Source organism: Novosphingobium sp. CCH12-A3, from assembly GCF_001556015.1.
Classification (GTDB): Bacteria; Pseudomonadota; Alphaproteobacteria; order Sphingomonadales; family Sphingomonadaceae; genus Novosphingobium; species Novosphingobium subterraneum.
Genome location: NZ_LSIA01000080.1, coordinates 17663 through 41479 on the forward strand (window position 1 = coordinate 17663; position 23817 = coordinate 41479).

Genomic DNA, 23817 nt, shown 5'->3' on the forward strand with positions numbered 1-23817 from the left:
CCTAGCTCCTGCGGCGGGTCTTGCGCGTCGTCTTCGCCGGAGCCTTGCGCTTCGGCGGAGGCGCGACCTTTGGCTGGATATCCGGCCAGGCATCGGCGATCGCCGCCTTCACCACCATGCGGCCCTGCAGGGTCTGCGCTTCGTCATGGCTGGCGAGATAGGTTGCCACCACATCGCGCACCTGCCCCGCACTCACGTCGTCCGGCACCTTGGGCGGGCGCTCCATACTGCGAAACCCGTCGAGCACGCCGATCACGTAGGACAGGCACATGGCCCTGTCGACCGGCGCCTTGGCCGAGCACGCCTCGTTCAGCTGCGCGCCGCTCATCCACTCGGCCCGCGCAGGTGTGGCAAGCAGGGTCAACACGGCAAGAGCGGGAAAACAGCGCAACACGATCAGGGCAACTCCGGGCAATCGACCATCCACAACCCGCGCCAGGCGGTTTTGATCCTCGCTCTTGCCCCGGTGGCGCGACCATCGGCGATAGCGGTGGCGGATTGGCTGCTACTTGCACGCCCGAGTGAAAAGCGGACTTTCCGGATGCGACGCCTAACCAGACTCTGGCTCAATCCCATGATCCCCCATTCGGGGCACGACCCATCCGAGTATCACCGGCACTAAGCTGATCATTAATCCGCCGATGTTGAAAGTTATATGATCCGAAAGACGCCACGTTGGCCCGATGCCGAACTGGAGGATCATCAAAAGCAACCATGCAGTGGATAGGTTCGCATTGCGAAGGCGATGATAAGTCATCAGCGTAAGGGTAATCGCGGCAGAAACCCCGACAAGAAAAACAAGCCAAGCGGGGATGCCGATATTTACAGAAGCCAAAGCAACACAAATGATCGCTACAAGCGTTGCCGATCCAATCCGGTAGCGTGGCCTCTCTGCGTAGCGTTTGATATTCATCTGCATCAATAGCGGCTTAAGATACGAACAATCCGTTTTCCACCCCATTCCTGCTGTTCGGAGCAAAGGTCGACAGCCCCGAAAGCTGCCGTGATCCCGGGTATGAACCAGCGATCACGCCTTCTGTTGCAGGCACTGGACAAGAACGACCCATGGCGCCGGATCAGGTCAGGGGCCATTCGCTTCAGCAGATGGCGGAAGCGTCAGTTCAGCCTAACCCCTCCACCACCCCCAGGGTCAGGATCAGAACTTGTTGTCCCTCGGGAAGCCGTTGGGTGGCAGGCGGCCTGCTGCACCGCGGGCGACCTTCCATGGCAGGAGGTCCTTCTCGACGCGGGTGCGGCCGGATTCGCCGCCCATCGTCCATGACAGGCCGTCTTCCAGCTTCAGCGTGATCACGTCCGACATCTCGCCGTCCTTGTAGCGCTGCAGGGTCACGCCCTGCCCCTTGGCGAGGAGCGGCACCTCAGACAGGGCGAAGATCACCAGCTTGCGGTTTTCGCCGATCACCGCGACATGATCGTGTTCGGGCGCAATCTCGCGCACCACGGCCAGCTTCACGCCGGGCTTTGTGGAAACCACGCCGCGACCTTTTCGGGTTTCGGCGAGCAGTTCGTCCATCTCGGCGGCGAAGCCCCGGCCGGTGTTGGCGGCGAGCAGAAGCTGTCCCTTGGGCTTGTAGACGGTGACGCTGACGATCTGCGCTTCCGGGTCGATATCGACCATCGTGCGGATCGGTTCGCCGAAGCCGCGCGCGCCGGGGAGCTTGTCGGCCCCCACGGTGTAGAAGCGGCCGTTGTCGACCGCGACGAGCAGCTTGTCGGTGGTCTGGCAGTGGAAGGCGAAGGCGGGGCCATCGCCTTCCTTGAACTTGAAGTCGCCATCAAGCGGAACGTGGCCCTTGGCCGCCCTGATCCAGCCCCTGGCGGAGAGGATCACCGTGACCGGCTCCTTCTCGATCATCGCGTCCATGCTGAATTCGCGCGTCGGCGCGGCTTCGGCGATGGTGGTGCGGCGGCGGCCGAGCGGGGTGTCCTCGGCGTAGTCCTTGCGCAGGGCGCCCAAGTCGCGCTTGAGGCGGGTGCGCTGGCGGGCCGGGCTGTCGAGCAGCTTCTGCAGCTCCTCCTGCTCGGCCAGCAGTTCGTCACGCTCCTTGCGCAGCTCCATTTCCTCGAGCTTGCGGAGCGAGCGCAGGCGCATGTTGAGGATGGCTTCGGCCTGGCGGTCAGTCAGTTCGAACTCGGCCATCATCACCGGCTTGGGCTCATCCTCGGTGCGGATGATCTCGATGATCCGGTCGAGGTTGAGGTAGGCGATGATATAGCCGCCGAGCAGTTCCAGGCGGCTCGCGATCTTGTCCAGGCGGTGCTGCGAGCGGCGCAGCAGGATGTCGATCTGGCTGATCACCCATTCCTGCAGCACCAGCTTGAGACCCAGAACCCCCGGCGTGCGGTGCGAATCCAGCACGTTGAGGTTGAGGCCGAAGCGGTTTTCGAGATCGGTCAGCTTGTAGAGCGATTCCTTGAGCAGTTCGGGATCGACGTTGCGGCTCTTCGGGATCAGGACGAGGCGGATCTGCTCGTCGGATTCGTCGCGGATGTCCTCGAGAATCGGCAGTTTCTTGTCGGCAATGAGCTGGGCGATCTGTTCGATCAGCTTGCTCTTCTGCACCATGTAGGGGATTTCGGAGACGACCAGCTGCCACTGCCCGCCGCCCAATTTCTCGACGCCGGTTTCCTCCCAGTTCCCCGCCTCGTCACGGCCCGTGGAAAAGCGCCCGCGCACGCGGATCGCGCCGCGCCCGGTTTCATAGGCGTGGGAGATGACGGCGGGACTATCGACGATGACGCCGCCGGTCGGCAGGTCCGGTCCGTGGAAAACTTCCATCAGCTGGCTGTGTTCGGCGTGGGGATTGTCGATCAGCAGCAACGCGGCGTCGATGATCTCGGCGACATTGTGGCTGGGGATGTTGGTCGCCATGCCCACGGCGATGCCGCTGGAGCCGTTGGCGAGCAGATTGGGGAACAGGCCGGGGAAGATTTCCGGCTCCTCGTCCTCACCGTTGTAGGTGGGGACGAAATTGACGGTGCCTTCGTCAAGCCCGGCCATCAGCTGCATCGCCGTGCGCGTCAGGCGAGCTTCGGTGTAGCGGTAGGCGGCGGCATTATCGCCATCGACGTTGCCGAAGTTGCCCTGCCCCTCGACCAGCGGATAGCGCAGCGACCAGTCCTGCGCGAGGCGGACCATGGCATCGTAGACCGAGGCATCGCCATGGGGGTGATACTTGCCGATCACATCGCCCACCACGCGCGCCGACTTCTTGAAGGCGTCGGTGGGGTTGAGCTTCAGCTGGCGCATCGCCCAGAGCAGGCGGCGGTGGACCGGCTTCAGTCCATCGCGCAGATCGGGGAGCGAACGCGCGGTGATCGTGGAGAGCGCGTAGACGAGGTAGCGCTCCGACAGTGCGGAATCGAACGGGGCATCGACGATTGCGTCGAAAGGATCGGGCTCGGTCGTGTCTGTCGCCATGGTTGGAACGCCTTAGCAACACGTCCGCCCGTGCGGAAGTCACGGAACAACCGCAGTCCCCGGCAATTCTTGGGGGGAACGGGCAAATGCCGCCCCGAATTCCCCCAAAGGAGATTTTCATGAGCAAGCGCGTGCTGATCGTCGCGACCGACGGATTCGAACAGTCGGAACTCGAAGGCCCCAAGAAGGCGTTGGAAGACGCCGGAATCGAAACCGTGGTTGCCAGCCTCAAGGCAGGTTCGATCACCGGCTGGAAGGACAAGAACTGGGGCGATGCCGTCGCGGTCAACATCACGCTCGATGAAGTGGACGCCAACGAATACGACGCGCTGCTGCTTCCCGGCGGCCAGATGAACCCGGACATCCTGCGCATGGACGACCGCGCGGTCGACATCGTCAATGAGTTCGACGATCTCGACAAGCCGATCGCCGCGATCTGCCACGGCCCTTGGCTTCTCGTGGAGGCTGACATCGTCGACGGCCGCACCGTCACCGGGTGGCCCTCGATCCTGACCGACCTTGCCAACGCCGGTGCCGACGTCGTGGACGAGGAAGTCGCCGTGGACGGCAACCTGATCACCAGCCGCAAGCCTGACGACATTCCCGCGTTCTCGAAGGCGCTGATCGAGATGCTGGCTGACGACTGATACCACTTCTGGCGGTTTCCGGGGGTTCACCCCGCCCTCGGGAACCGCTAGGGTCGTATCAGATGAAACAGCTTGATCACACAGAACACAAACTGATCGAGGGGATGGATGCCGCCGCCATGCTGGCGCAGGTGGAGGCATGGTGCACGGTCAATACCGGCACCGGCAACCTTCCGGGGCTCGAAGCGCAGTGGAACCTGCTGGCCGACGCCTTCGCCGCATTGCCCGGAGACATTCGCAAGGTCGAGCCGGCCCCGGTCACCGCGATCGCCGCCGACGGGCACGAGGTGCAGACAGCAAACGGCGCGCATTTCGTGCTGTCGGTCAGGCCGGAGGCGCAGCGGCGCTATCTGCTGACCGGCCACATGGACACGGTGTTCCCCCCTGCCCATCCTTTCCAGACCCTGCGCTGGCTCAACGCGGAAACGCTGAATGGCCCGGGCGTTGCCGACATGAAGGGCGGCATCGCGGTGATCCTCGCTGCGCTCAAGGCATTCGAGCAGAGCCCTGCTGCGGCCGGGGTTGGCTATGACGTGATGATCAATTCGGACGAGGAGACCGGCAGCCTGTCTTCCGCCCCGCTGATCGCGCAGCTGGCACAAGGCAAGGCGGCGGCGCTGACCTACGAACCTTCCGCCCTGCCAGATGGCACGCTGGCCGGAGAGCGTCCGGGAAGCGGGAACTACAGCGCGGTGATCAAGGGCCGATCGGCCCACGCCGGGCGCAATCCGCAGGACGGACGCAACGCGGTGATCGCGGCGGCCGACATGGCGCTGAAGCTGAAGGGTCTGGAGCGTCCCGGCCTCTCCATCAACCCTGCCAGGATCGATGGCGGGAGCGCCAACAACGTCGTGCCCGACTATGCGATCCTGCGCTTCAATGTCCGGCCTCGGCTGCCGGCAGTTGCCGTGGAGTTCACCGAGAGTCTGCGAGAGTTGGTGCAGAGTCTCGAAGCGTTGCACGAGGTTGCAATCCACCTCCATGGCGGGGTGTCACGGCCACCCAAGCCGCTGACCCAAGAGGCCGAGGCGCTGTTCGGACTGGTGCGCGAGTGCGGCGAATCTCTTGGCCAGACGATCCGTTGGCAGGCCTCGGGCGGGGTCTGCGACGGTAACAACATTGCCGCCTGCGGCGTGCCGGTGGTCGATACCATGGGCGTGCGCGGCGGGGCGATCCATTCCGATCAGGAGTACCTGATCGTGCCATCGCTGGCTGAGCGCGCCGCCTTGTCCGCGCTTGTCCTGCATCGACTGTCCGGGGGACACCAATGACATTTCGCATCCGCGCCGCGCGCGCGAACGATCTCCAACCGCTCTACGAGATGGCCAAGCTGACCGGCGGCGGCTTCACCAACCTGCCACCCGACCGCAAGGCCCTGACGGCGAAGCTGGCGCGGGCATCGGAGGCCTATGGCAATAGCGAGGAGGGCGATCCGAAAAATCCGAAGGACGAGCTGTTCGTCCTGGTTCTGGAGGATACGACCACCGGCGAAGTGCGCGGCACGGCGCAGATCTTCACCTCGGTGGGGCGCCAATGGCCGTTCTATTCCTATCGCATGGCCACGCTGACCCAGCATTCGAAAGAGCTGAACCGCACCTTCCGCGCCGAGATGCTCAACCTTGTCACCGACCTTGAAGGATCGAGCGAAGTGGGCGGGCTGTTCCTGCATCCTTCCGAACGCGCAGGCGGGCTTGGCATGCTGCTCGCGCGCAGCCGCTATCTGTTCATCGCGATGCACCGGAAGCGCTTTGGCGACAAGATTCTGGCGGAGCTGCGCGGGGTGATCGACGAGCGCGGCGGATCGCCGTTCTGGGACGGCGTGGCCGGTCGCTTCTTCGGCATGAGCTTTCAGGAAGCAGACTATTTCAACGCGATCAACGGCAATCAGTTCATTGCCGACCTGATGCCCAAGCACCCGGTCTATATCGCCATGCTGCCCGAGACCGCGCGCTCTGCCATCGGTCTGCCCCACCCTTCGGGCCGCGCCGCGATGCGGATGCTGGAAGAGGAAGGCTTTGCCTACGAAGGCTACGTCGACATCTTCGATGGCGGCCCGACGATGACCGCGCGGACCGACCGGGTGCGCTCGATCTGCGAGGCGAAGGAGGTGCCTGTGGCGCACATCCGCGCGCCCGAGGGTAGCGGCAACGTGACCAAGGCTCTGGTGGCGACGGGCAAGCTGGCCGAATACCGCTGCACTTTCGCCGAGATAGCCGAGGCGGACGATGGCCTGACGCTCGACCCCGTAGCCGCCACCGCTCTCGGCGTAAGCGTGGGTGACATGGTCTGGTTTGTCGGTCGCTAAGGAAAAGACATGCCTCTGGTGGAAATCAACTTCGACGGTCTGGTCGGACCGAGCCACAATTATGCAGGCCTCAGCCTTGGCAACCTGGCCTCGGCCAGCAACGCGGGCGAGGTGTCCTACCCGCGCGCGGCAGCGCTTCAGGGCTTAAGCAAGATGCGGCACAAGCTGGGCCTCGGGCTGGCCCAAGGGCTGTTCACGCCCCTGCCCCGCCCCAACCCGGTACTGCTCGGCGCGCTCGGGCTTGAAAGCATCGACGAAAGCGATGCGGCGCAGCGGCGGTTGCGGGCGGCGGCGTGGTCTGCGTCATCAATGTGGACGGCCAATGCGGCGACGGTGAGCCCCGCCCCTGACACCGCGGACGGGCGCTGCCACCTGACTGCGGCGAATCTGGTGACGATGCCCCACCGCTCGCAGGAATGGCCCGATACGGTGCGCCAGTTGCGCCTCGCCTTTGCCGACAGCACCGCCTTTGCCGTGCACGATGCGGTGCCGCCGTGCTTCGGCGACGAGGGCGCGGCAAACCACATGCGCATGTGCGCGAGCCACGATGCGCCGGGGATCGAGATCTTCGTCTACGGGACGACTGGCGGCGCCTTCCCCGCACGCCAGCACGAGCAGGCGAGCCGCGCCGTGGCACGGCTGCATGGCCTCGATCCCGAGCGCTGCCTGTTCGTGGAACAGGCGAGCGAGGCGATTGCGGCAGGCGCGTTCCACAACGACGTGGTGGCCGTGGCCAACGAGCGGGTGCTGTTCACGCACGAACAGGCCTTTGCTGACCCCGAAGGCACTTATGCCGCGATCCGCGAGAAGTTGCCCGAGGCCGAGATCGTGGTGGTGCCGGCCAGCGTGGTGAGCCTTGGCGATGCGATCAGGAGCTACCTGTTCAACGCACAGTTGCTGACGCTTCCACGGGGCGAGATGGGCCTGGTGATCCCGCTCGAGGCGTGGGAGACGCCATCAGTGCGCGGCTGGCTGGAAGGGCACGTTGCCTCGAACGGCCCGATCCGCAAGGTGCTGCCGGTGGACGTGCGCCAGTCGATGGCCAATGGCGGCGGACCTGCCTGTCTGCGCCTGCGAGTTGTCGCCGATCCTGCCACTGTCGACCCGCGCTTTTTGCTGGACGAGGCGAAGATCGCGGGGATCGAGAGGGTGGTGGAGGCGCACTGGCCCGAGCAGATCGATCCTGCTGATCTGGGGGCGGAATCCCTGGGCCGCGCAGTGGTCAGCGCCCGGCAGGCACTGCTCGAATTGCTGGAGGTGCAGGAACTGGCCTGAGCCTTGCGGCGTATCTTCCGAAAGAGCCGCTTCACAGGTTGTCGCTTCGCTTTACAGTGAAGATTGGATTAACCAGACTATTGCCAGCGTTTCATGATCTGGCACGATGCTTGCGGAGAGACTCGCCGACGAGGGGCGCCTCGTCAAATGAGGATATTGCTTCGGATGTTTCGCAAGATCGGTCGCCTGTTTGTCATCAAGACCCGCTTCGAAGCGTTCGCGGTGATCTACGCGCTGGCGCTGGGCGCGGTGGAGCGCGGGCACGCCTATCTTGGCCAGTATCCGGGCTTTGCCGGCAAGTTGCTGTTCGTCGCAGCCACCGGCGCGGTGTTCATCGCCGGGGCGAAGATCCTCGACTCGCTGCGGATGGAGCGGCGGCTGCAGGAGCTTGAGGCGAAGGCCGAGGGGTAGTGCCAGCGTCCTTCGACAAGCTCAGGACGAGCGGGACTTGGGACTACCTTTTGAAAGCCGCTCATCCTGAGCTTGTCGAAGGATCGCAGCAAAGCAAGTAGGGCGATTCTGTTGCTAGGCTCGCCCCCAGCCCCCGGTTTCCGATTCTGTTACCCGGTTCGGTCCGAACCGTGCTTTCGCTTTATAACTTCAGGGCGTTAGCCCCTAGAATTATGCGGCGAGAGCAAGTGCTTCGTTGTCGTTGGCACTTGTGAGTTTTGAGCCTTGAACGGGTTACTCAGCCCGGGCAAAAACAGCGCTTTTCAACACACGTCGATCCTAGTTCGGCCCCATCAACACCCTTGCGACAACAAGGCCCGCATCCCGAAAGACACGGTAGTGATGGTGGAGCCGCCGGGTACCGCCCCCGGGTCCGCTGTGCCTATTGCACGCCGCAGTTTATCACCATAGCCGGCCGAAACCGGCAGGGACCCATATAGGGATGCGGGCGCAAATGAAAAGGGGCGGGATTGCGCCTGCCCCTTTGAAGTTGTTCTGGCAAGGCGCTTCAGCCCTTGGCCCTCAGCGCATCGCGGATTTCGGCGAGGAGTTCGACCTCGGTCGGGCCGGCGGGCGCGGCGGGTGCTTCCTCGGCGGGCTTTTCGAAGGCCTTGTTGATCGCCTTGACCAGCAGGAAGATGATGAAGGCGACGATCACGAAATTGACCGCCTGGGTGATGAAATCACCATACCCGATCATCGGCACCCCGGCGGCCTTCAATTCGGCATAGCTGGACACATCGCCCTTGAAGTCTGCCGGGACCGGGCCGAGGCGCACGAAAAAACGGCTGAAATCGACGCCGCCGGTGATGAAGCCGACGACCGGCATGATCACGCTTTCGGTGAGCGAGGTGACGATCTTGCCGAATGCGCCACCGATGATCACGCCGACCGCCAGATCGAGCACATTGCCCCGGGCGATGAATTTCTTGAACTCTGCGAACATGCCGACCACTTCCCCCTTCACGTCCTGATTAACCATGATCCCTTTTCCGTTGGTTGCCATCGTGCGCGGAACGCCACAAGTGGCAATCGGTTGCAGCATGGGGGATACTTGAACCGTTTCGGCGGACCGCTATCTCTGCTGCATAACTTTAGGGGAACTCACGTCGATGGCCGCTACCCGCTTCACGCAGATCGCTTTTGCCACCGTTGCCGCTGCCAGCCTTTCGGCCTGCGGGATCAACTCGGTCCCCGCGGCCGAGGAAGAAGCCAAGGCGCGCTGGGCGGACGTCGAAAGCTCGTACCAGCGTCGTGCCGACCTGATCCCGAACCTGGTCGCCACGGCCAAGGGCGCGGCGGCTTCGGAAACCCAGATCCTGACCAACGTGACCAACGCGCGCGCCGCCGCCACGTCGATCAACATCACTACCGACGATCTTTCCAATCCGGAAGAGTTCGAGAAATTTCAGAACGCGCAGAACCAGTTGACCCAGGCGCTGGGCCAGCTGCGCACGGTGGTGGAGAACTATCCGCAGTTGCAGAGCCAGGCGCGCTTTGCCGACCTGATGGTGCAGCTCGAAGGCACCGAGAACCGCATCAATGTTAGCCGCACCCGCTACAACGAGGCGGTGCAGGCCTACAACACCACGATCCGCACCTTCCCCGACGCGATCGGCGCGAAGCTGATCCATGGGGCCAAGCCGATGGTGCCGTTCAAGGCTGCTGCCGGATCGGACGTGGCGCCGACCGTCAATTTCGACATGAATGCACCGGCGCCTGCAGCGTCGGGCAAGTGACGTGACCCGCCAGTTGCGGGCTTTCTGGCAGACTGTTGCGCTGCTGTTCCTGCTGATCGCGGGAGCAGCACACGCGGCCATGCCCGCACGGCCTGCGGGACCGGTGCTGGATCAGGCCGGGATCATACCCGATGCCGACGAGGCGGCGCTTGCGCAGAAGCTTTCCGCCTACAACGCGCAGACCGGGCGGGCGGTGATCGTGGCCACGGTCGCCTCGCTCGACGGGCAGGATATCGAGACATATGCCAATACGCTGTTCCGGGCCTGGGGCGTGGGCGGGAAGGAGACCGATCAAGGCCTTCTGTTCCTGATTGCGCCCAATGACCGCAAGGTGCGGATCGAGGTGGGCTATGGGCTGGAGGAGTTCCTGCCCGACGTGCTGGCTGGCCGGATCATCTCGGGCGCGGTGACGCCGCTCTTCAAGGCGGGCGACTATCCGGGTGGCATAAACGCCGGCATCGACCAGATCCTGACCCAGCTTAACCGCAGTCCCTCAGATGCCAAAGCTGTGGCGGAAGCGGCCAAGGCCGGTGCGCGCGAGGGCGTCTCAGGCGGATCGACCATAGGCAGCGCGATATTCTGGGTGGTTCTGATCGTGGTGATGATCGCCGTCTTCGGCCGTCGTCGGAAGGGGTATGTGCAGCGGCGCAGCGGAATCGATCCGGGCATCGTGCTGTGGGGCATCAGCGAAATTGCGCGTGCCGCATCGGATAACCGCCATTCCGGCGGCTGGGGCGGCGGCGGCGGGTCCGACTGGGGCGGTGGCTTCGGTGGCTTTGGCGGCGGCGATTCCGGTGGCGGCGGCGCTTCGGGGGACTGGTGATGAGCAGGCTGGTGCAGATGACCGAGGCAGATCACAAGCTGGTCTCCGACGCCGTGGCCGCAGCGGAGGCGCAGAGCGCGGGCGAGATCGTGACGATCGTGACGCCACTATCCGACAGCTACCGCGACGTGGCGCTGGTCTGGAGCGCTCTGGTGGCGTTCGTGGCGCTGGCCGTGGTGGACATGTTCGCCGGGTTCTACCTGCCCGTCGTCGAGCAGGTGCTGGGGTTGTGGGCGTTCGAATGGACTCCGCGCGCCGTACTGGGACTGGCGCTGACGGTTATCACGCTGAAGTTCGGGGCCATGTACCTGCTCATGCGGTTCACGCCGCTCGGCCTGTGGCTGACGCCGCGCCGGGTCCGCAATGCGCGGGTGCGCGAGCGGGCGCTGACGTGTTTCCGGGTTGGGGCAGAAAGCCGGACGACTGGCCATACCGGCGTGCTGATCTACCTGAGCCTTGCCGAGCACCGAGCCGAGATCATCGCCGATGCGGCGATTGCCTCGAAGGTTTCGCCCGAGACCTGGGGGCTGGCGATGAAAGCCATGCTTGACCCGCTGCGGCAGGGACGGATGGCGGAAGGCATGGCAGCGGCGGTGGCCGAGGTGGGCAGGGTCCTGGCCGAGCATTTCCCACGTTCCAGCGATGACAAGAACGAACTGCCCGACAGGTTGATCGAAGTATGAGTCTTGAAGAAGAGTACCGCGACCATCCTGAGCAGGTGCACTGGCAAGGGCGTTTCATCGTCGCCAAGACGCGCGGACGGTGGGAATATGTCTCGCGCAATCGCAACATCAAGGCGGCCGTAATCCTTGCGATCGAAGACGGGCACGTGCTGCTGGTCGAGCAGTTCCGCGTGCCTCTCGGGCGCCCGTGCATCGAACTGCCCGCCGGGCTGATCGGTGACGAAGCAGGTGCGGAGAACGAGGACCCGACCGCTGCGGCGGCGCGCGAACTGGAGGAAGAGACCGGCTATCGGCCGGGCCGGATCGAATCGCTGGGCGAGTTCCATTCCTCGCCGGGCATGGTGACCGAGGCCTTCACGCTGTTCCGCGCGCGCGATCTGGAAAAAGTTTCCGAGGGCGGCGGCGTGGAAGGCGAAGGCATTACCGTCCACCGGGTTGCCCTTACGGAAATCGAGCGCTTCCTCAGCCAGAAGCGTGGCCAAGGCTATGCCATCGACGTGCGGATGCTGCTGCTGCTCGCGCCGGGAATCATGGGCTGATCTTGCGCTGACGTTTCCGGGACTTGCGCGATCGGGCGCGAGTTGCTTCGTTGCCGACAATCAACAGGTGGAAAGCCCACCCCCGACCCCTCCCGCAGGCGGGAGGGGCTGGGGGTGGGCCTCTTCACTTGGCGCGCAAAGACGTTGGAGAGGACAAACATGGGCAGGGTTCAGGGCAAGAAGGCACTCGTCACCGGGGCAGCGCAGGGCCTTGGTGCGGCGCATGCGTGGATGCTGGCGCGCGAGGGGGCACGGGTCCTGCTGACCGACATCAACGGCGATGGCGCAGCGGCGCAGGCCGAAGCGATCAACGCCGAACTGGGCGCCGGGACGGCCTTTGCCATGCGCCATGACGTGACCCAGGAAAGCGATTGGGACGCAGCGATTGCGCTGGCGGCGGAAAAGCTGGGCGGACTTTCGGTGCTGGTCAATAACGCTGGCGTTGGCGTGCGCGGGAATATCGAAACCTGCACGCTGGAGGAATGGCATCGCGGCTTTGCCATCAATGTCGATTCCGTTTTTCTCGGCTGCCAGAAGGCCCTGCCCCTGCTGCGCGACAACCAGCCTGCCTCGATCGTCAACATCAGCTCGATCGCCGGCCTGATCGCTTCGGACACCATGCCCGGCTATAATGCCAGCAAGGCGGCGGTGTGGATGCTGACCAAATCGGTTGCGCTCTATTGCGCCAAGCGCGGCTGGGACGTGCGCTGCAATTCGGTGCATCCCACGTTCGTGGACACGCCGATCCTAGACGGCATCGCGACAAATGCGAACATCGACAAGGACGTGGTCATGGGCAAGCTCGCCCGCCAGATCCCCTTGGGCCGCGTGGGCGAACCGGACGACATTGCTGCGGGCGTGCTTTACCTCGCCAGCGATGAGAGCCGCTTCATGACCGGGGCAGAACTGAAGCTCGACGGCGGGATTTCGGCGATGTGAGGCTTGCCGTTCGACGGCCTGTTATTTGCAGGCGACGTCGAATGACTGGAGATCGATCGCGAGTTCGACCGGGCCTGAATAGCTTCGGCTGATGCCTTCGCGCAGTCGGGCCTCGTAATGGGCAAGCGGTGCCGGCGGGATGGCGAAGTGCGTCAGAACAAGCCTCGACACATTTGCCCTTGCGGCGAGGCCGCCAAGATCGACCGGCGTGATGTGATGCGTCGAGAGGTGCTTGCTCATGGACTGAAACAAGGCTTCGGGCATGTCGGGGCGCGTCTTGCGGATGGACGCAAGTATCGGATCGAGATCGATGACTTCGCTGACGAGCAAGTCGGTGCCGGTTGCGAGTTTCTCGAACCCTGTGCTCGGGCCAGTGTCACCGGAATAGGTGATTGATCGCGAGCCGAGCTGAAACCGGTAGCTGAGCGAAATTGCCCGGTCGGCCTTCCCTGAGGCCGATTCATCGTAATGGGAATTCTCGATAGCAGAGATTTTCACGTTGCCCGCCCAGACCTGATCGCCCGACCGCAATTCAACGACTTTTACGGTCTCCGTCGGGGGGGTGCTCTTTTGCCCGAGCCCGAAACCTACGCGCGACTGCGGGCCCATCGTGGTAATGATCCCGTCCACAATCTCGCGCGTGCCGGGCGGGCCATAAATGGTCAACTGGCCAGGCATGTTGTTCATCCAGCGCAGGCCTATGACCGCAGGCAGTCCGCCAGTATGATCCATGTGGTGATGACTGATGAAGACGGCATTGATGCGAGTCAGATCAAGGCCGCGACGTGCAAGTTGCACCACCGTACCGTCACCAGCGTCCACCAGTGCGGAGAAGTCATCGGCGGTGAGCAGGTTGGCAGGTTCTGATCGGTCAGGGGTCGGCACCGGCCCACCCGCGGTTCCCAGCGTCATCCATCGCAATGGCGGACAGGTTTCAGCCGCAGCAGCCTGTTGTGCACACAGGCAGGCAAGCGCCGCGAGCGCAGCGGAAACGCATGCTCTGATGGCCATCACGAAAATCCTCTCACCGATACGTTATCTGGCCGCCTTCATCCCGGGATTGCGGGCGCTTTACAATCCCGGGAGTTCCAGACGCAGCAAACCGGTTCAAAATACCACGACCGAGCGGATCGACTTGCCGGCGTGCATCAGGTCGAATGCGGTGTTGATTTCCTCAAGGCCCATGACGTGGGTGATCATGGGGTCGATCTCGATCTTGCCGGTCATGTACATGTCAACGATCTTGGGCACGTCGGTGCGGCCCTTGGCGCCGCCGAATGCGGTGCCGCGCCAGTTGCGACCAGTGACGAGCTGGAACGGGCGGGTGCTGATTTCCTTGCCGGCTTCGGCCACGCCGATGATGATGGAGGTGCCCCAGCCGCGGTGGCAGGCTTCCAGCGCGGTGCGCATGACTTCGGTGTTGCCGGTTGCGTCAAAGGTATAGTCGGCGCCGCCGTCGGTCATCTGGACGATCTTGGCCACGGTGTCCTCGCGGCTCATGCCCTTCGAGTTGAGGAAGTCGGTCATGCCGAACTTGCGGCCCCATTCCTCGCGATCGGGGTTGATGTCGACGCCGATGATCTTGTTTGCGCCAGCAAGGCGCGCGCCCTGGATCACGTTGAGGCCGATGCCGCCGAGACCGAAGACCACGACGTTGTCACCCACCTGGACCTTGGCAGTGTTGACGACGGCGCCGACGCCCGTCGTCACGCCGCAGCCGATGTAGCAGGCCGACTGGAACGGCGCGTCCTCGCGGATCTTCGCCACCGCGATTTCGGGCAGGACGGTGAAGTTCGAGAAGGTGGAGCAACCCATGTAGTGGAAGATGGTCTGCCCCTTGTAGGAGAAGCGGCTGGTGCCATCGGGCATCAGGCCCTGCCCCTGCGTGGCGCGGATCGCGGTGCACAGGTTGGTCTTGCCCGAGAGGCAGCTTTTGCACTGGCGGCATTCCGGCGTGTAGAGCGGGATCACGTGATCGCCGGGCTTTACCGAGGTGACGCCGGGGCCGACTTCACGCACCACCCCCGCACCTTCATGGCCGAGCACGCTGGGGAAGATGCCTTCGCTGTCGAACCCGTCGAGCGTGTAGGCATCGGTATGGCAGACGCCGGTGGCCATGATTTCGACGAGGACTTCGCCAGCCTTGGGGCCTTCAAGGTCGAGCTCGACGATTTCGAGCGGCTGCTTGGGCGCGAACGCTACGGCGGCGCGGGTCTTCATGGTGTCCGGTCTCCCTTTGGATGTGGCGGCGCGTTAGCATAATTGCTACGGCAGTGTTAAATTGCACAATATGCGAAACACTGTTGCAAGACGAGAATAATGAGCAATCGCTGGGACGGGATAGATGAAGTGGTGGCGGTTGCCGATACCGGCACCTTCGTGGCGGCGGCAAAGCGGCTGGGGACATCGACTTCCCACGTGAGCCGGGCCGTGGCGCGGCTGGAGCAGAGCCTTGGCGCTCAGTTCTTCCACCGCACGACGCGGGCTGTCAGCCTGACCGACACCGGGCGCACGCTGGTCGACCAGTTTCGCCGCCTGATTGCCGAGCGCGACGAGGCGATTGCCATGCTCGACTTGCAGGGCGAACCGCAGGGGCACTTGCGCATCACCTGCCCGACCGCGCTGGGCGAGCGCTTCGTTGCGCCGATCGTGCGCGCCTATGTGCAGGATTATCCGAAGCTTTCGGTGGACCTTGACCTCTCGAACCGCGTGGTTGAGCTGGTCTCGGAAGGGTACGATCTGGCCATTCGCACCGGCACCCTGCCGGACAGCCGCCTGATCCGCACGCAGATCGCCACGCGCGGGATCGTCACTTGCGCTTCGCCGGCGTACCTGGCCGCGCATGGCACGCCCGAGACGGTGGACGACCTCGAGGCGCATGACTGCATCCCCGCAACGCTCGACATGTGGCGCTATCTGGTGGACGGCGAAGTGCGCACGGTGCGACCACGAGGGCGGTGGCGGTGCAGCAATGGGACAGCGGTCTTCGATGCGGCGATGGCGGGGTTGGGCCTGTGCCAGTTGCCCGAATTCTACGTGAGCAGGGCGATTGCCGAAGGCGCGCTGGTCGAAGTCCTGTCGCAGTTCAGGCCCGAGGTCGATCCGATCTGGGCGGTCTACCCGCAGCGGCGGCACTTGCTGCCCAAGGTTCAACGGATCATCGAAAAACTGCGGCGCGAACTGGCCACGGCCATGGCGGCGGGTTGAAATGGCGCGCGTTCTTTGAGAACGTTCACAAGAATAGCTATGCAACAAGCATGACAAGGCTGTCAGCGGTGGCTAGAAGGCGCGATACGCCAAATATGGCTGGGTGAGGAGAGATACGTGGCAGGCAGCAATGCACATTCAGGTTCGCAGAGGGCCGCGTTCATCGCGGTTACCGTGCTGTTCTTTGCCTGGGGTTTCATCACCTCGCTGATTGATCCGCTCGTCGCCGCAGTGAAGGGCATCTTCACGCTGACCACGCTGGAAGCACAGCTTTCGGCCTTTGCCTTCTTTATCGCCTATGGCGTAATGAGCTTCCCGGCGGCAGCGATCATCGGACGCCTGCGCGCCGTTCCGGCGATCCTGCTGGCGCTGGCAACGATGGTCGTGGCCTGCCTTGTGATGCTTGCGGCGGCCAACATCGCGTCATACCCGCTGGTGCTGGCCGGACTGTTCATGCTGGCTGCGGGCATCACGGTGCTGCAGGTTGCCGCGAACCCGCTGGCCGCAGCGCTCGGCAAGCCCGAAGGCAGCCATTTCCGACTCACGCTTTCGCAGACGTTCAATTCGTTCGGCACCTTCCTTGGGCCGGCTTTGGGCGCGTCGCTGTTCCTGAAAGGCGTGGAGGTGTCGGAAGGCACCGCGTTGACGCCTGAAGTGCGCGAGGCGGCGCTGGCCGGGATCGACCGCGCCTACTTCTGGATCTGCGGACTGCTGATCGTGCTGCTGGCGTTCTTCTTCGTGAACCGCGCGCGCATTTCCGCCGCCGCCCCTCCGGCACAACCGACCGGTGGCATCGGGGCGCTGCTGCGCCAGGCGTTCTCGTCGCGCTGGGCGGTGCTGGGTGCAGCCGCGATCTTCATCTACGTGGGCGCGGAAGTTACCATCGGGACGCAGATGGCATTCTACCTCAACAATCCGGGCATCTGGAATGTCAGCCTCGAGCAGGCGGGCAAGGCCGTTTCGTTCTATTGGGGTGGCGCAATGGTTGGCCGCGCGATCGGCACGGTGCTGCTGGCCCGTTTCCCGGCGGCGCGGCTGATGACACTGTTCGCCGCGATTGCCGCGGCGATGTGCGCCTACCTGTTCCTCGTCGGCGGGGTTTCGGCGGGCTATGTCGCACTGGCGATCGGCCTGTTCAATTCAATCATGTTCCCGGTGATCTTCACGCTGACGTTGGAGCGTTCCTCGGCCAGCGAAGAGGCGACCTCGGGCCTGTTGTGCACCGGCATCATCGGCGGCGCGCTGATCCCGGCGCTGGCCGGCGCAGTGACGGATGCGGCGGGCATCTTCGCGTCGTTCCTCGTGCCGCTGGTCTGCTACGTGCTGTTGGTGGTGTTCGCAGCGAGCGCGGCAAAAGCGCCGATCCTGCGCCGCGCAAGTGGCGAAAGCATGCACTGATCCGCGTCAAATGACAGCCCCATTACACGTCGGCCCCGGTCCTTGCGCCGGGGCCGAATTTTTTTGGCCACCCGAGGCCGTGCGTGCCGTAGCGTAAGGGGCTCGTTCCGGCCCGGACAGGGCGCGCCCCCTCTTTCCCTTTACGTAAGCTTCCACTAGCTCTTAGGCCATAGAGTCGTTCCAGCGACAGGCGACCGGGAGAGAGCATTGGAAGCTGCAATCGGCATGGATGCGCAAGCGATCGGCACAATCGCGAAAGGGCTGGCGGGAGCCGGTCCCGACTTTTCCGTGCGCGGCGTTGACGGCTGGCTGCAGGGGCGCACGATGTATGGCGGGGCATCCTCGTTCCTCGCCTATGCCGCGGCCCGCAAGGCGCGGCCCGACCTGCCGCCGTTGCGCGGGGGCCAGATCAGCTTCCTCGCCCCGGTGGGGTCCGACCTGGACATCACCGTAGCAAGCCTGCGCGAAGGCAAGAGCGTGGCCAACATCCAGACCGACATGACAAGCGGGGGCACCCTGGCGCATCGTGCCGCGTGGGTATTCGGCAGTGCGCGGCCATCGAACGGATCGGTCACGCCGCAGCGCGCGGAAAACTTCATATCCCATACCGAGATGGAGGAACTGGGTTCGCCCGAGGGGCTGCACTTCATCCAGAAATTCGAACTGCGCCGCGGCGAAGCAAAGGAAGATCGGCGTCCGGGCGTTGTGCGGCGCTGGGTGCGTCTGCGCGACCGTACCGAACTGGATCCCATCGGAGAGCTGGTGCTGATCGGCGATACGCTGCCGCCCGGATCGATGCGCGCGATGGAGCGCAGAGGCCCGATCAGCTCGATCAACTGGGCGTTCACCCTGCTGGGAGACTCCCCGCAAACGCGCGACGGCTGGTGGCTGCTCGAGACGGCTTCGAACCACATGGCCGAGGGCTTCAGCAGCGAGAGCTTGCGCATGTGGAACGCCGACGGCGTGCAGGTGATGCACGGCCTGCAGAGCGTGGCAATCTTTGGCTGAGGGGAAGGACATGGAACTGGCCGACGCGCAATCGCTGGGGTTCGAGCCTGACCGGCTGGACCGGATCGGAGCCTATCTCGACGAGCACTATATCGCCAGCGGGCGCTTGCCGGGGCTCGACGTGCTGGTCGCGCGCGATGGCGAGGCGGTCTATCGCCACACCGCAGGCCGTGCGCGCGAGGACGGGACGCCGATGGCGGTGGATACGATCTGCCGCATAGCCTCGATGACCAAGCCGCTGACCTCGGTCGCATTCATGATGCTGGTCGAGGAAGGCAAGGTTGCGCTCGACGATCCGGTGACGAAAGTGATCCCGGAGTTTGCCAGCCTTGGCGTCTATGCCGGAGGCGGCGGCGAGGTGGATTTCATGCCCGTCCGCCCCGCCCCGGTGATGCGCATGGTCGACCTGATCACGCACCAATCGGGGCTGACCTACGGCATCCAGAACCGCACCAACGTGGACGCCGCCTATCGCAAGGCGCGGCTGGACGGGCACGCCAGCCTGCCCGGCAACGACCATTTCGTCGAGCAACTGGCCAAGTTGCCGCTGGAGTTCGAGCCGGGACAGGCGTGGAACTATTCGGTGGGCACCGACGTGCTCGGCGTGGTGGTGGCGCGGCTTTCGGGGATGAACCTTGGCGAGTTCCTGCGCACGCGCATCCTCGATCCGCTGGGCATGGTCGACACCGGGTTCCATTGCCCCGACGACAAGGCGCATCGGCTTGCCGATGCCTGGGCCTACCAGGCCGGGCAGCCGCCACAGTTGTTCGATCCCGCCGAGAAATCGGGCACGCGCCGAGTGCCACGCTTCGAAAGCGGAGGTGGCGGGCTTTTGTCGACCACGGCGGATTACCACCGCTTCTGCCGCATGCTCGTGAACGGCGGCGCGGCAGACGGGGTGCGTATCCTCAGCCCCAAGACGCTCCAGTTGATGACCGCCAACCACCTGCCCGGCGGCGCGGATCTGACGCAGGTGTCCAAGGCACTGTTCAGCGAGGCCTACAACGCGGGCGCTGGATTCGGCCTTGGCTTCGGCATGACCATCGACCCGGCGAAGGCGCTGGTGCCGGGGTCAGCCGGCGAGTTCTACTGGGGCGGCATCTTTTCGACCGCGTTCTTCGTGGACCCGGTGGAGAAGGTCCACGCGGTCTTCATGACCCAGCTCTACCCTTCGTTCATCTATCCCATCCGGCGTCAGTTGAAGACGCTGATCTACAGCGCGCTGGCCACCAGCCGCGCCTGATCCAGCTTTAGGAGAGAACCACGATGTCCGACCCCATCCCCGGTGCCAAGGAGCACATCGACGCCGCTCGGAAGCTGGCAGCGACCATCGACGATATCCCGGCTGACACGCAGCTGCTTCCCATCAACCGCGTCGGCGTGATCGGCGCTGGCACGATGGGCGGCGGCATCACCATGAACTTCCTGACGGCGGGCATTCCGGTGACCATCGTGGAAATGACGCAGGAAGCGCTCGATCGCGGCGTTGCCACCATGCGCAAGAACTACGAGAACACCGTCAAGCGCGGAAAGATGGAGGCCGCAGACGCCGAGGCCGCGATGGGCCGGCTGACGCCGACGCTGGACTTCGGGGCGCTGGCCGAGGCCGATCTGGTGATCGAGGCGGTCTATGAAAGCATGGACGTGAAGAAGGACGTGTTCGGCCGGCTCGACAAGGTGGCCAAGCCGGGCGCGATCCTCGCCTCCAACACCAGCTATCTCGACATCGACGAGATCGCCAGTGTCACCTCGCGCCCGGAAGCGGTGCTGGGCATGCACTTCTTCTCGCCCGCCAACGTGATGAAGCTGCTTGAAGTCGTGCGCGGCAAGGCGACGGGCAAGGCGCAGCTGGCAACGGTGATGGCGCTTTCGGTGAAGATCGGGAAGGTGCCGGTGGTCTCGGGCGTGTGCCATGGCTTCATCGGCAACCGCATGCTCTCACCCCGTCAGGCGCAGGCCCATGCGCTGATCATGGAAGGCGCGAACTATTGGGACGTGGACGAGGCGCTGCTCGAATTCGGTTTCCCGATGGGGCCGTGGCAGATGGCCGATCTTGCCGGTGTGGACATCGGCTGGCACCGCGATCCCAATCGGATCGAGACATTGCGCGATGCGCTGTGCGCGGTCGGCCGCTGGGGGCAGAAGACGAAGAAGGGCTTCTACGACTACGACGACAACCGCCAGCGTTCGCCTTCGGACGAAGTGAAGGCGATCATCGCCGATTTCGCCCAGAAGGAAGGCAAGCCACAGCGCTCGATTGACAAGGACGAGATCCGCGAACGCCTGCTCTATCCGATGATCAGCGAAGGCGCGCTGATCCTTGAGGAAGGCATTTCGCAGCGGGCGAGCGATATCGATACCGTCTGGCTCAACGGCTATGGCTGGCCTGCATGGACCGGCGGGCCGATGTTCTGGGCCGATCATATCGGGCTCGATACCGTGGTCGCGGGCCTGAAGAAGCACGGCCTTCCCGTCGCACCCCTGCTGGAGCGCAAGGCGGCTGCAGGCGAGAAGTTCAACGGCTGACCGGAGAACTGCGATGCGGATCGAGGATATCGTCGAGAGCGAGTTCACGCCGCTGAGCGACATTCTGCGTGCCCATGCCGCAAGGCGGGGTGATGCGGTGGCGCTGGCGGACGAGAACCGCACTGTCGGCTGGGCCGAGATGGACGCCCTGCTCGACCGCATCGCCACGGCCCTGCAGCGCGAGGGCGTGCAAAGGCACGAGCCTGTGGCCATCGCGGCAATGAACGCGGTGACCACGGGCCTCGCTTTCCTCGGCGCGATCCGGGCAGGCGCGGTGGCAGCGCCGCTGACATCCACTGCGACGCCGGAAACGATCATCGCCATGCTTGAGGACAGCGGGAGCCGCGTTCTGCTGCTGGACAGGGAGATTTCGGACCGTCTCGCGCGGCTGGACCTGCCCGCCGGGGTCAAGCGCATCGCACTGGACGATAGCGACGCCGGCGAACCGTTCAGCGCATGGATGGCCGAGGAAGGCGCGATGCCGGAAGAGCGCACCCCCGCCCCCGGCGATCCGTTCAATATCATCTATTCATCAGGCACCACCGGCGCGCCCAAGGGCATCGTGCAGAGCCACAAGATGCGCCACGAATATGCCCGGCGCACCATCCCCGGCGGCTATGGCGACGATACGGCGGTGATCTGTTCGACCCCGCTCTATTCCAACACCACGCTGGTCAGCTTCCTTCCCGCGCTCACCGCAGGCGGCAAGGTTGTGCTGATGCGCAAGTTCGATGCGCGCACGTTCCTGCAATTGTCCGAGCGCGAGCGGGTGACGCACGCCATGCTCGTGCCGGTGCAGTACCGGCGGATCATGGAAGTGCCCGACTTCGACCGCTTCGACCTGTCATCCTACAAGCTCAAGTCCTGCACCTCTGCGCCCTTCCCCGCCTGGCTCAAGGCCGATGTGCTCAAGCGCTGGCCGGGCGGCCTGACCGATGGCTATGGCATGACCGAGGGCGGCGCGACGGCGATCCTGCTGGCGCACCTGCACCCGGACAAGTTGCACACCGTCGGCCAGCCTTCCCCCGGCCATATCATCAAGATCATCGACGAGGACGGCAACGAGCTGCCGCAAGGCGAAGTGGGCGAGATCGTCGGCCATTCGCCGATCATGATGAACGGCTATCACAACAAGGCCGACAAGACCCGCGAGGTCGAGTGGTACGATGCCGAGGGACGCCGCTACATCCGCCACGGCGATGTCGGCAAGTTCGACGAGGACGGCTTCCTGATCCTGATGGACCGCGCCAAGGACATGATCATCTCGGGCGGGTTCAACATCTACCCCAGCGATCTGGAGGCTGAACTGACGCGTCAGGACGCGGTGAAGGAAGCTGCTGTGGTGGGCGTGGCTTCGGATGCCTGGGGCGAAACGCCATTGGCAGTAGTCGTTCTGGCTGATCCTTCGGCCGACCCCCAGGCCGTCCTGGCAGAAGCCAACAGACACCTGGGCAAGACGCAGCGCATTTCCGCGATCGAAGTGGTGGACGAACTCCCCCGCAGCCCGATCGGCAAGGTGCTCAAGCGCGAATTGCGCGACAGGTTTGGCGGCAATCCCATCCTCGCCGCCACATCGCTTGAAAAAACATCCCCAGCAGGAGCTTGAACCATGCGTGACGCCGTAATCGTATCGACCGCCCGCACGCCCATCGGGCGCGCCTACAAGGGCGCCTTCAACGCCACGCCGGGCGCAACGCTCGGCGCACTCTCCTTGCAGGCCGCCGTTGCCCGCGCCGGGATCGATCCGGCCGAAGTTGACGACGTGCTGTGGGGTGCAGCGCTGCAGCAGGGCGCGCAGGCGGGCAACATCGCGCGCCAGGTCGCGCTGCGTGCGGGCCTGCCGATCACCACATCGGGCATGAGCATGGACCGTCAGTGCTCGTCGGGCCTGATGACCATTGCCACCGCCGCCAAGCAGGTGATCATCGACCGCATGGACGTGGTTGCCGCAGGCGGCCAGGAATCGATCAGCCTGGTCCAGACCAAGGACATGCGCGTCGCCCCGGACAAGAGCCTGATGGCGATGCACAAGGCGATCTACATGCCGATGCTGCAGACCGCCGAGATCGTCGGACAGCGCTATGGCATCAGCCGCGAACAGTGCGACGAATATGCCCTGCAATCGCAGCAGCGCACCGCCGCCGCGCAAGCCTCCGGCAAGTTCGATAACGAGATCGTCGCGGTCGATACCTCGATGGGCGTCCAGAACAAGGAAACCGGGGAGATCACCTTCCAGGACGTCCACCTGATCAAGGACGAAGGCAACCGGCCCTCGACCACCATCGAGAACCTGCAGGCATTGAAGCCGGTGATCGAAGGCGGCATCGTGACCGCGGGCAACGCCAGCCAGCTTTCCGACGGATCGTCGGCCGTGATCGTGATGGAGGCAGACCTCGCCGCCAAGCGCAGGCTCACGCCTCTGGGCCGTTATGTCGGCATGGCGGTGGCGGGCACGGAGCCTGACGAAATGGGCATCGGCCCGGTCTTCGCCATCCCCAAGCTGCTGCAGCGCTTCGGCCTGAAAATGGACGACATCGGCCTGTGGGAACTGAACGAGGCCTTCGCCGTGCAGGTCCTCTATTGCCGCGACAAGCTGGGCATTCCCAATGACCTGCTCAACGTCAACGGCGGCTCGATCTCGATCGGGCACCCCTATGGCATGACTGGCGCCCGCTGCACCGGCCACGCCCTGATCGAGGGCAAGCGTCGTGGCGCGAAGTACGTCGTGGTGACGATGTGCGTCGGCGGCGGCATGGGTGCAGCGGGGCTGTTCGAGGTTCTTTGATCCGATAAGCCGGGAATGCCCACCCCCGACCCCTCCCGCTTGCGGGAGGGG

At 64.3% G+C, this 23817-nt stretch carries 22 protein-coding genes, 1 other RNA gene and 1 pseudogene; 17 read left to right on the top strand and 7 right to left on the bottom strand.

The window, feature by feature from the left end:
• Window position 1: 1 nt before the first annotated feature.
• The 3 genes from AX703_RS05955 to parC form a co-directional block, all read right to left on the bottom strand.
• Window positions 2-394, bottom strand: coding sequence for a Rap1a/Tai family immunity protein (locus AX703_RS05955; protein WP_156451935.1), 393 nt, complete (start codon window positions 392-394; stop codon window positions 2-4).
• A 156-nt stretch (window positions 395-550) separates the two neighbouring features.
• The gene (locus AX703_RS05960; protein WP_156451936.1) at window positions 551-919 is read right to left on the bottom strand and encodes a hypothetical protein; all 369 of its coding nucleotides are present in this window, start codon (window positions 917-919) and stop codon (window positions 551-553) included.
• 237 nt (window positions 920-1156) lie between these two features.
• Window positions 1157-3442, bottom strand: coding sequence for a DNA topoisomerase IV subunit A (gene parC / locus AX703_RS05965; protein WP_039337704.1), 2286 nt, complete (start codon window positions 3440-3442; stop codon window positions 1157-1159).
• Between the two features lie 119 nt (window positions 3443-3561).
• On the opposite strand from parC, the gene AX703_RS05970 reads away from it, so the two are divergent.
• From AX703_RS05970 to AX703_RS05990, 5 genes are all read left to right on the top strand, one after another.
• Entirely contained in the window at window positions 3562-4089 is a 528-nt protein-coding gene (locus AX703_RS05970; RefSeq protein WP_062343257.1) for a type 1 glutamine amidotransferase domain-containing protein, read from the top strand.
• 62 nt (window positions 4090-4151) lie between these two features.
• On the top strand, window positions 4152-5360 hold the full coding sequence (locus tag AX703_RS05975) for a hydrolase (protein ID WP_062343258.1): 1209 nt from the start codon (window positions 4152-4154) through the stop codon (window positions 5358-5360).
• Window positions 5357-6394 carry an arginine N-succinyltransferase gene (locus tag AX703_RS05980; RefSeq protein ID WP_039337708.1) on the top strand — a complete coding sequence of 346 codons (1038 nt, stop codon included), beginning with the start codon at window positions 5357-5359 and terminating at the stop codon, window positions 6392-6394. Before AX703_RS05975 ends, AX703_RS05980 begins: the two co-directional genes overlap by 4 nt.
• Before the next feature lie 9 nt (window positions 6395-6403).
• Window positions 6404-7669 carry an N-succinylarginine dihydrolase gene (locus AX703_RS05985; RefSeq protein ID WP_062343259.1) on the top strand — a complete coding sequence of 422 codons (1266 nt, stop codon included), beginning with the start codon at window positions 6404-6406 and terminating at the stop codon, window positions 7667-7669.
• Window positions 7670-7834: 165 nt separating this feature from the next.
• Complete coding sequence (locus AX703_RS05990; RefSeq protein ID WP_039337710.1) at window positions 7835-8080, top strand: hypothetical protein; 246 nt, start codon at window positions 7835-7837, stop codon at window positions 8078-8080.
• Window positions 8081-8176: 96 nt separating this feature from the next.
• Here the strand turns inward: AX703_RS05990 and ssrA are convergent.
• Window positions 8177-8584, bottom strand: a transfer-messenger RNA (tmRNA) gene (gene ssrA, locus AX703_RS05995).
• A 43-nt stretch (window positions 8585-8627) separates the two neighbouring features.
• Window positions 8628-9065, bottom strand: coding sequence for a large conductance mechanosensitive channel protein MscL (mscL, locus tag AX703_RS06000; protein ID WP_082734450.1), 438 nt, complete (start codon window positions 9063-9065; stop codon window positions 8628-8630).
• Between the two features lie 166 nt (window positions 9066-9231).
• Between mscL and AX703_RS06005 the strand changes: the two genes are divergently transcribed.
• The 5 genes from AX703_RS06005 to AX703_RS06025 all read left to right on the top strand — a co-directional run bounded on the left by AX703_RS06005 (window position 9232) and on the right by AX703_RS06025 (window position 12842).
• Window positions 9232-9858 carry a LemA family protein gene (locus AX703_RS06005; RefSeq protein WP_062343260.1) on the top strand — a complete coding sequence of 209 codons (627 nt, stop codon included), beginning with the start codon at window positions 9232-9234 and terminating at the stop codon, window positions 9856-9858.
• Window positions 9827-10681: a YgcG family protein gene (locus AX703_RS06010; protein ID WP_062343261.1), complete on the top strand. Its 855-nt coding sequence runs from the start codon at window positions 9827-9829 to the stop codon at window positions 10679-10681. The genes AX703_RS06005 and AX703_RS06010 overlap by 32 nt, the downstream gene beginning before the upstream one ends.
• Window positions 10681-11364 carry a TPM domain-containing protein gene (locus AX703_RS06015; RefSeq protein ID WP_062343262.1) on the top strand — a complete coding sequence of 228 codons (684 nt, stop codon included), beginning with the start codon at window positions 10681-10683 and terminating at the stop codon, window positions 11362-11364. The genes AX703_RS06010 and AX703_RS06015 overlap by 1 nt, the downstream gene beginning before the upstream one ends.
• A complete protein-coding gene (locus AX703_RS06020; protein ID WP_062343263.1) occupies window positions 11361-11903 on the top strand; it encodes an NUDIX hydrolase in 543 nt (180 codons plus the stop codon). The genes AX703_RS06015 and AX703_RS06020 overlap by 4 nt, the downstream gene beginning before the upstream one ends.
• A 159-nt stretch (window positions 11904-12062) precedes the next feature.
• The gene (locus AX703_RS06025; RefSeq protein WP_062343264.1) at window positions 12063-12842 is read left to right on the top strand and encodes an SDR family oxidoreductase; all 780 of its coding nucleotides are present in this window, start codon (window positions 12063-12065) and stop codon (window positions 12840-12842) included.
• A 21-nt stretch (window positions 12843-12863) separates the two neighbouring features.
• On the opposite strand, the gene AX703_RS06030 is transcribed toward AX703_RS06025, so the two are convergent.
• Both AX703_RS06030 and AX703_RS06035 read right to left on the bottom strand, forming a co-directional pair.
• Window positions 12864-13853, bottom strand: a complete 990-nt coding sequence (locus AX703_RS06030) for an MBL fold metallo-hydrolase (RefSeq protein WP_082734449.1) — start codon at window positions 13851-13853, stop codon at window positions 12864-12866.
• A 96-nt stretch (window positions 13854-13949) separates the two neighbouring features.
• On the bottom strand, window positions 13950-15062 hold the full coding sequence (locus AX703_RS06035) for an S-(hydroxymethyl)glutathione dehydrogenase/class III alcohol dehydrogenase (protein WP_062343266.1): 1113 nt from the start codon (window positions 15060-15062) through the stop codon (window positions 13950-13952).
• 99 nt (window positions 15063-15161) lie between these two features.
• On the opposite strand from AX703_RS06035, the gene AX703_RS06040 reads away from it, so the two are divergent.
• From AX703_RS06040 to AX703_RS06070, 7 genes and pseudogenes are all read left to right on the top strand, one after another.
• A complete protein-coding gene (locus tag AX703_RS06040) occupies window positions 15162-16049 on the top strand; it encodes a LysR family transcriptional regulator (protein WP_062343267.1) in 888 nt (295 codons plus the stop codon).
• A 117-nt stretch (window positions 16050-16166) separates the two neighbouring features.
• Window positions 16167-17447: an MFS transporter gene (locus AX703_RS06045; RefSeq protein ID WP_062343268.1), complete on the top strand. Its 1281-nt coding sequence runs from the start codon at window positions 16167-16169 to the stop codon at window positions 17445-17447.
• A gap of 207 nt (window positions 17448-17654) precedes the next feature.
• Window positions 17655-18455, top strand: coding sequence for a thioesterase family protein (locus AX703_RS06050; protein ID WP_230487691.1), 801 nt, complete (start codon window positions 17655-17657; stop codon window positions 18453-18455).
• 10 nt (window positions 18456-18465) lie between these two features.
• Window positions 18466-19698, top strand: a complete 1233-nt coding sequence (locus tag AX703_RS06055) for a serine hydrolase (RefSeq protein WP_062343269.1) — start codon at window positions 18466-18468, stop codon at window positions 19696-19698.
• Window positions 19699-19742: 44 nt separating this feature from the next.
• Window positions 19743-20981 (top strand): annotated as a pseudogene (locus tag AX703_RS06060) (3-hydroxyacyl-CoA dehydrogenase NAD-binding domain-containing protein); the annotation flags it as partial.
• A gap of 13 nt (window positions 20982-20994) precedes the next feature.
• The gene (locus AX703_RS06065; RefSeq protein ID WP_062343271.1) at window positions 20995-22587 is read left to right on the top strand and encodes a class I adenylate-forming enzyme family protein; all 1593 of its coding nucleotides are present in this window, start codon (window positions 20995-20997) and stop codon (window positions 22585-22587) included.
• Window positions 22588-22590: 3 nt separating this feature from the next.
• Window positions 22591-23766 (top strand): acetyl-CoA C-acyltransferase, encoded by a 1176-nt coding sequence (locus AX703_RS06070; RefSeq protein ID WP_062343272.1) that lies wholly within the window; start codon window positions 22591-22593, stop codon window positions 23764-23766.
• The last annotated feature ends 51 nt before the right edge of the window (window positions 23767-23817 follow it).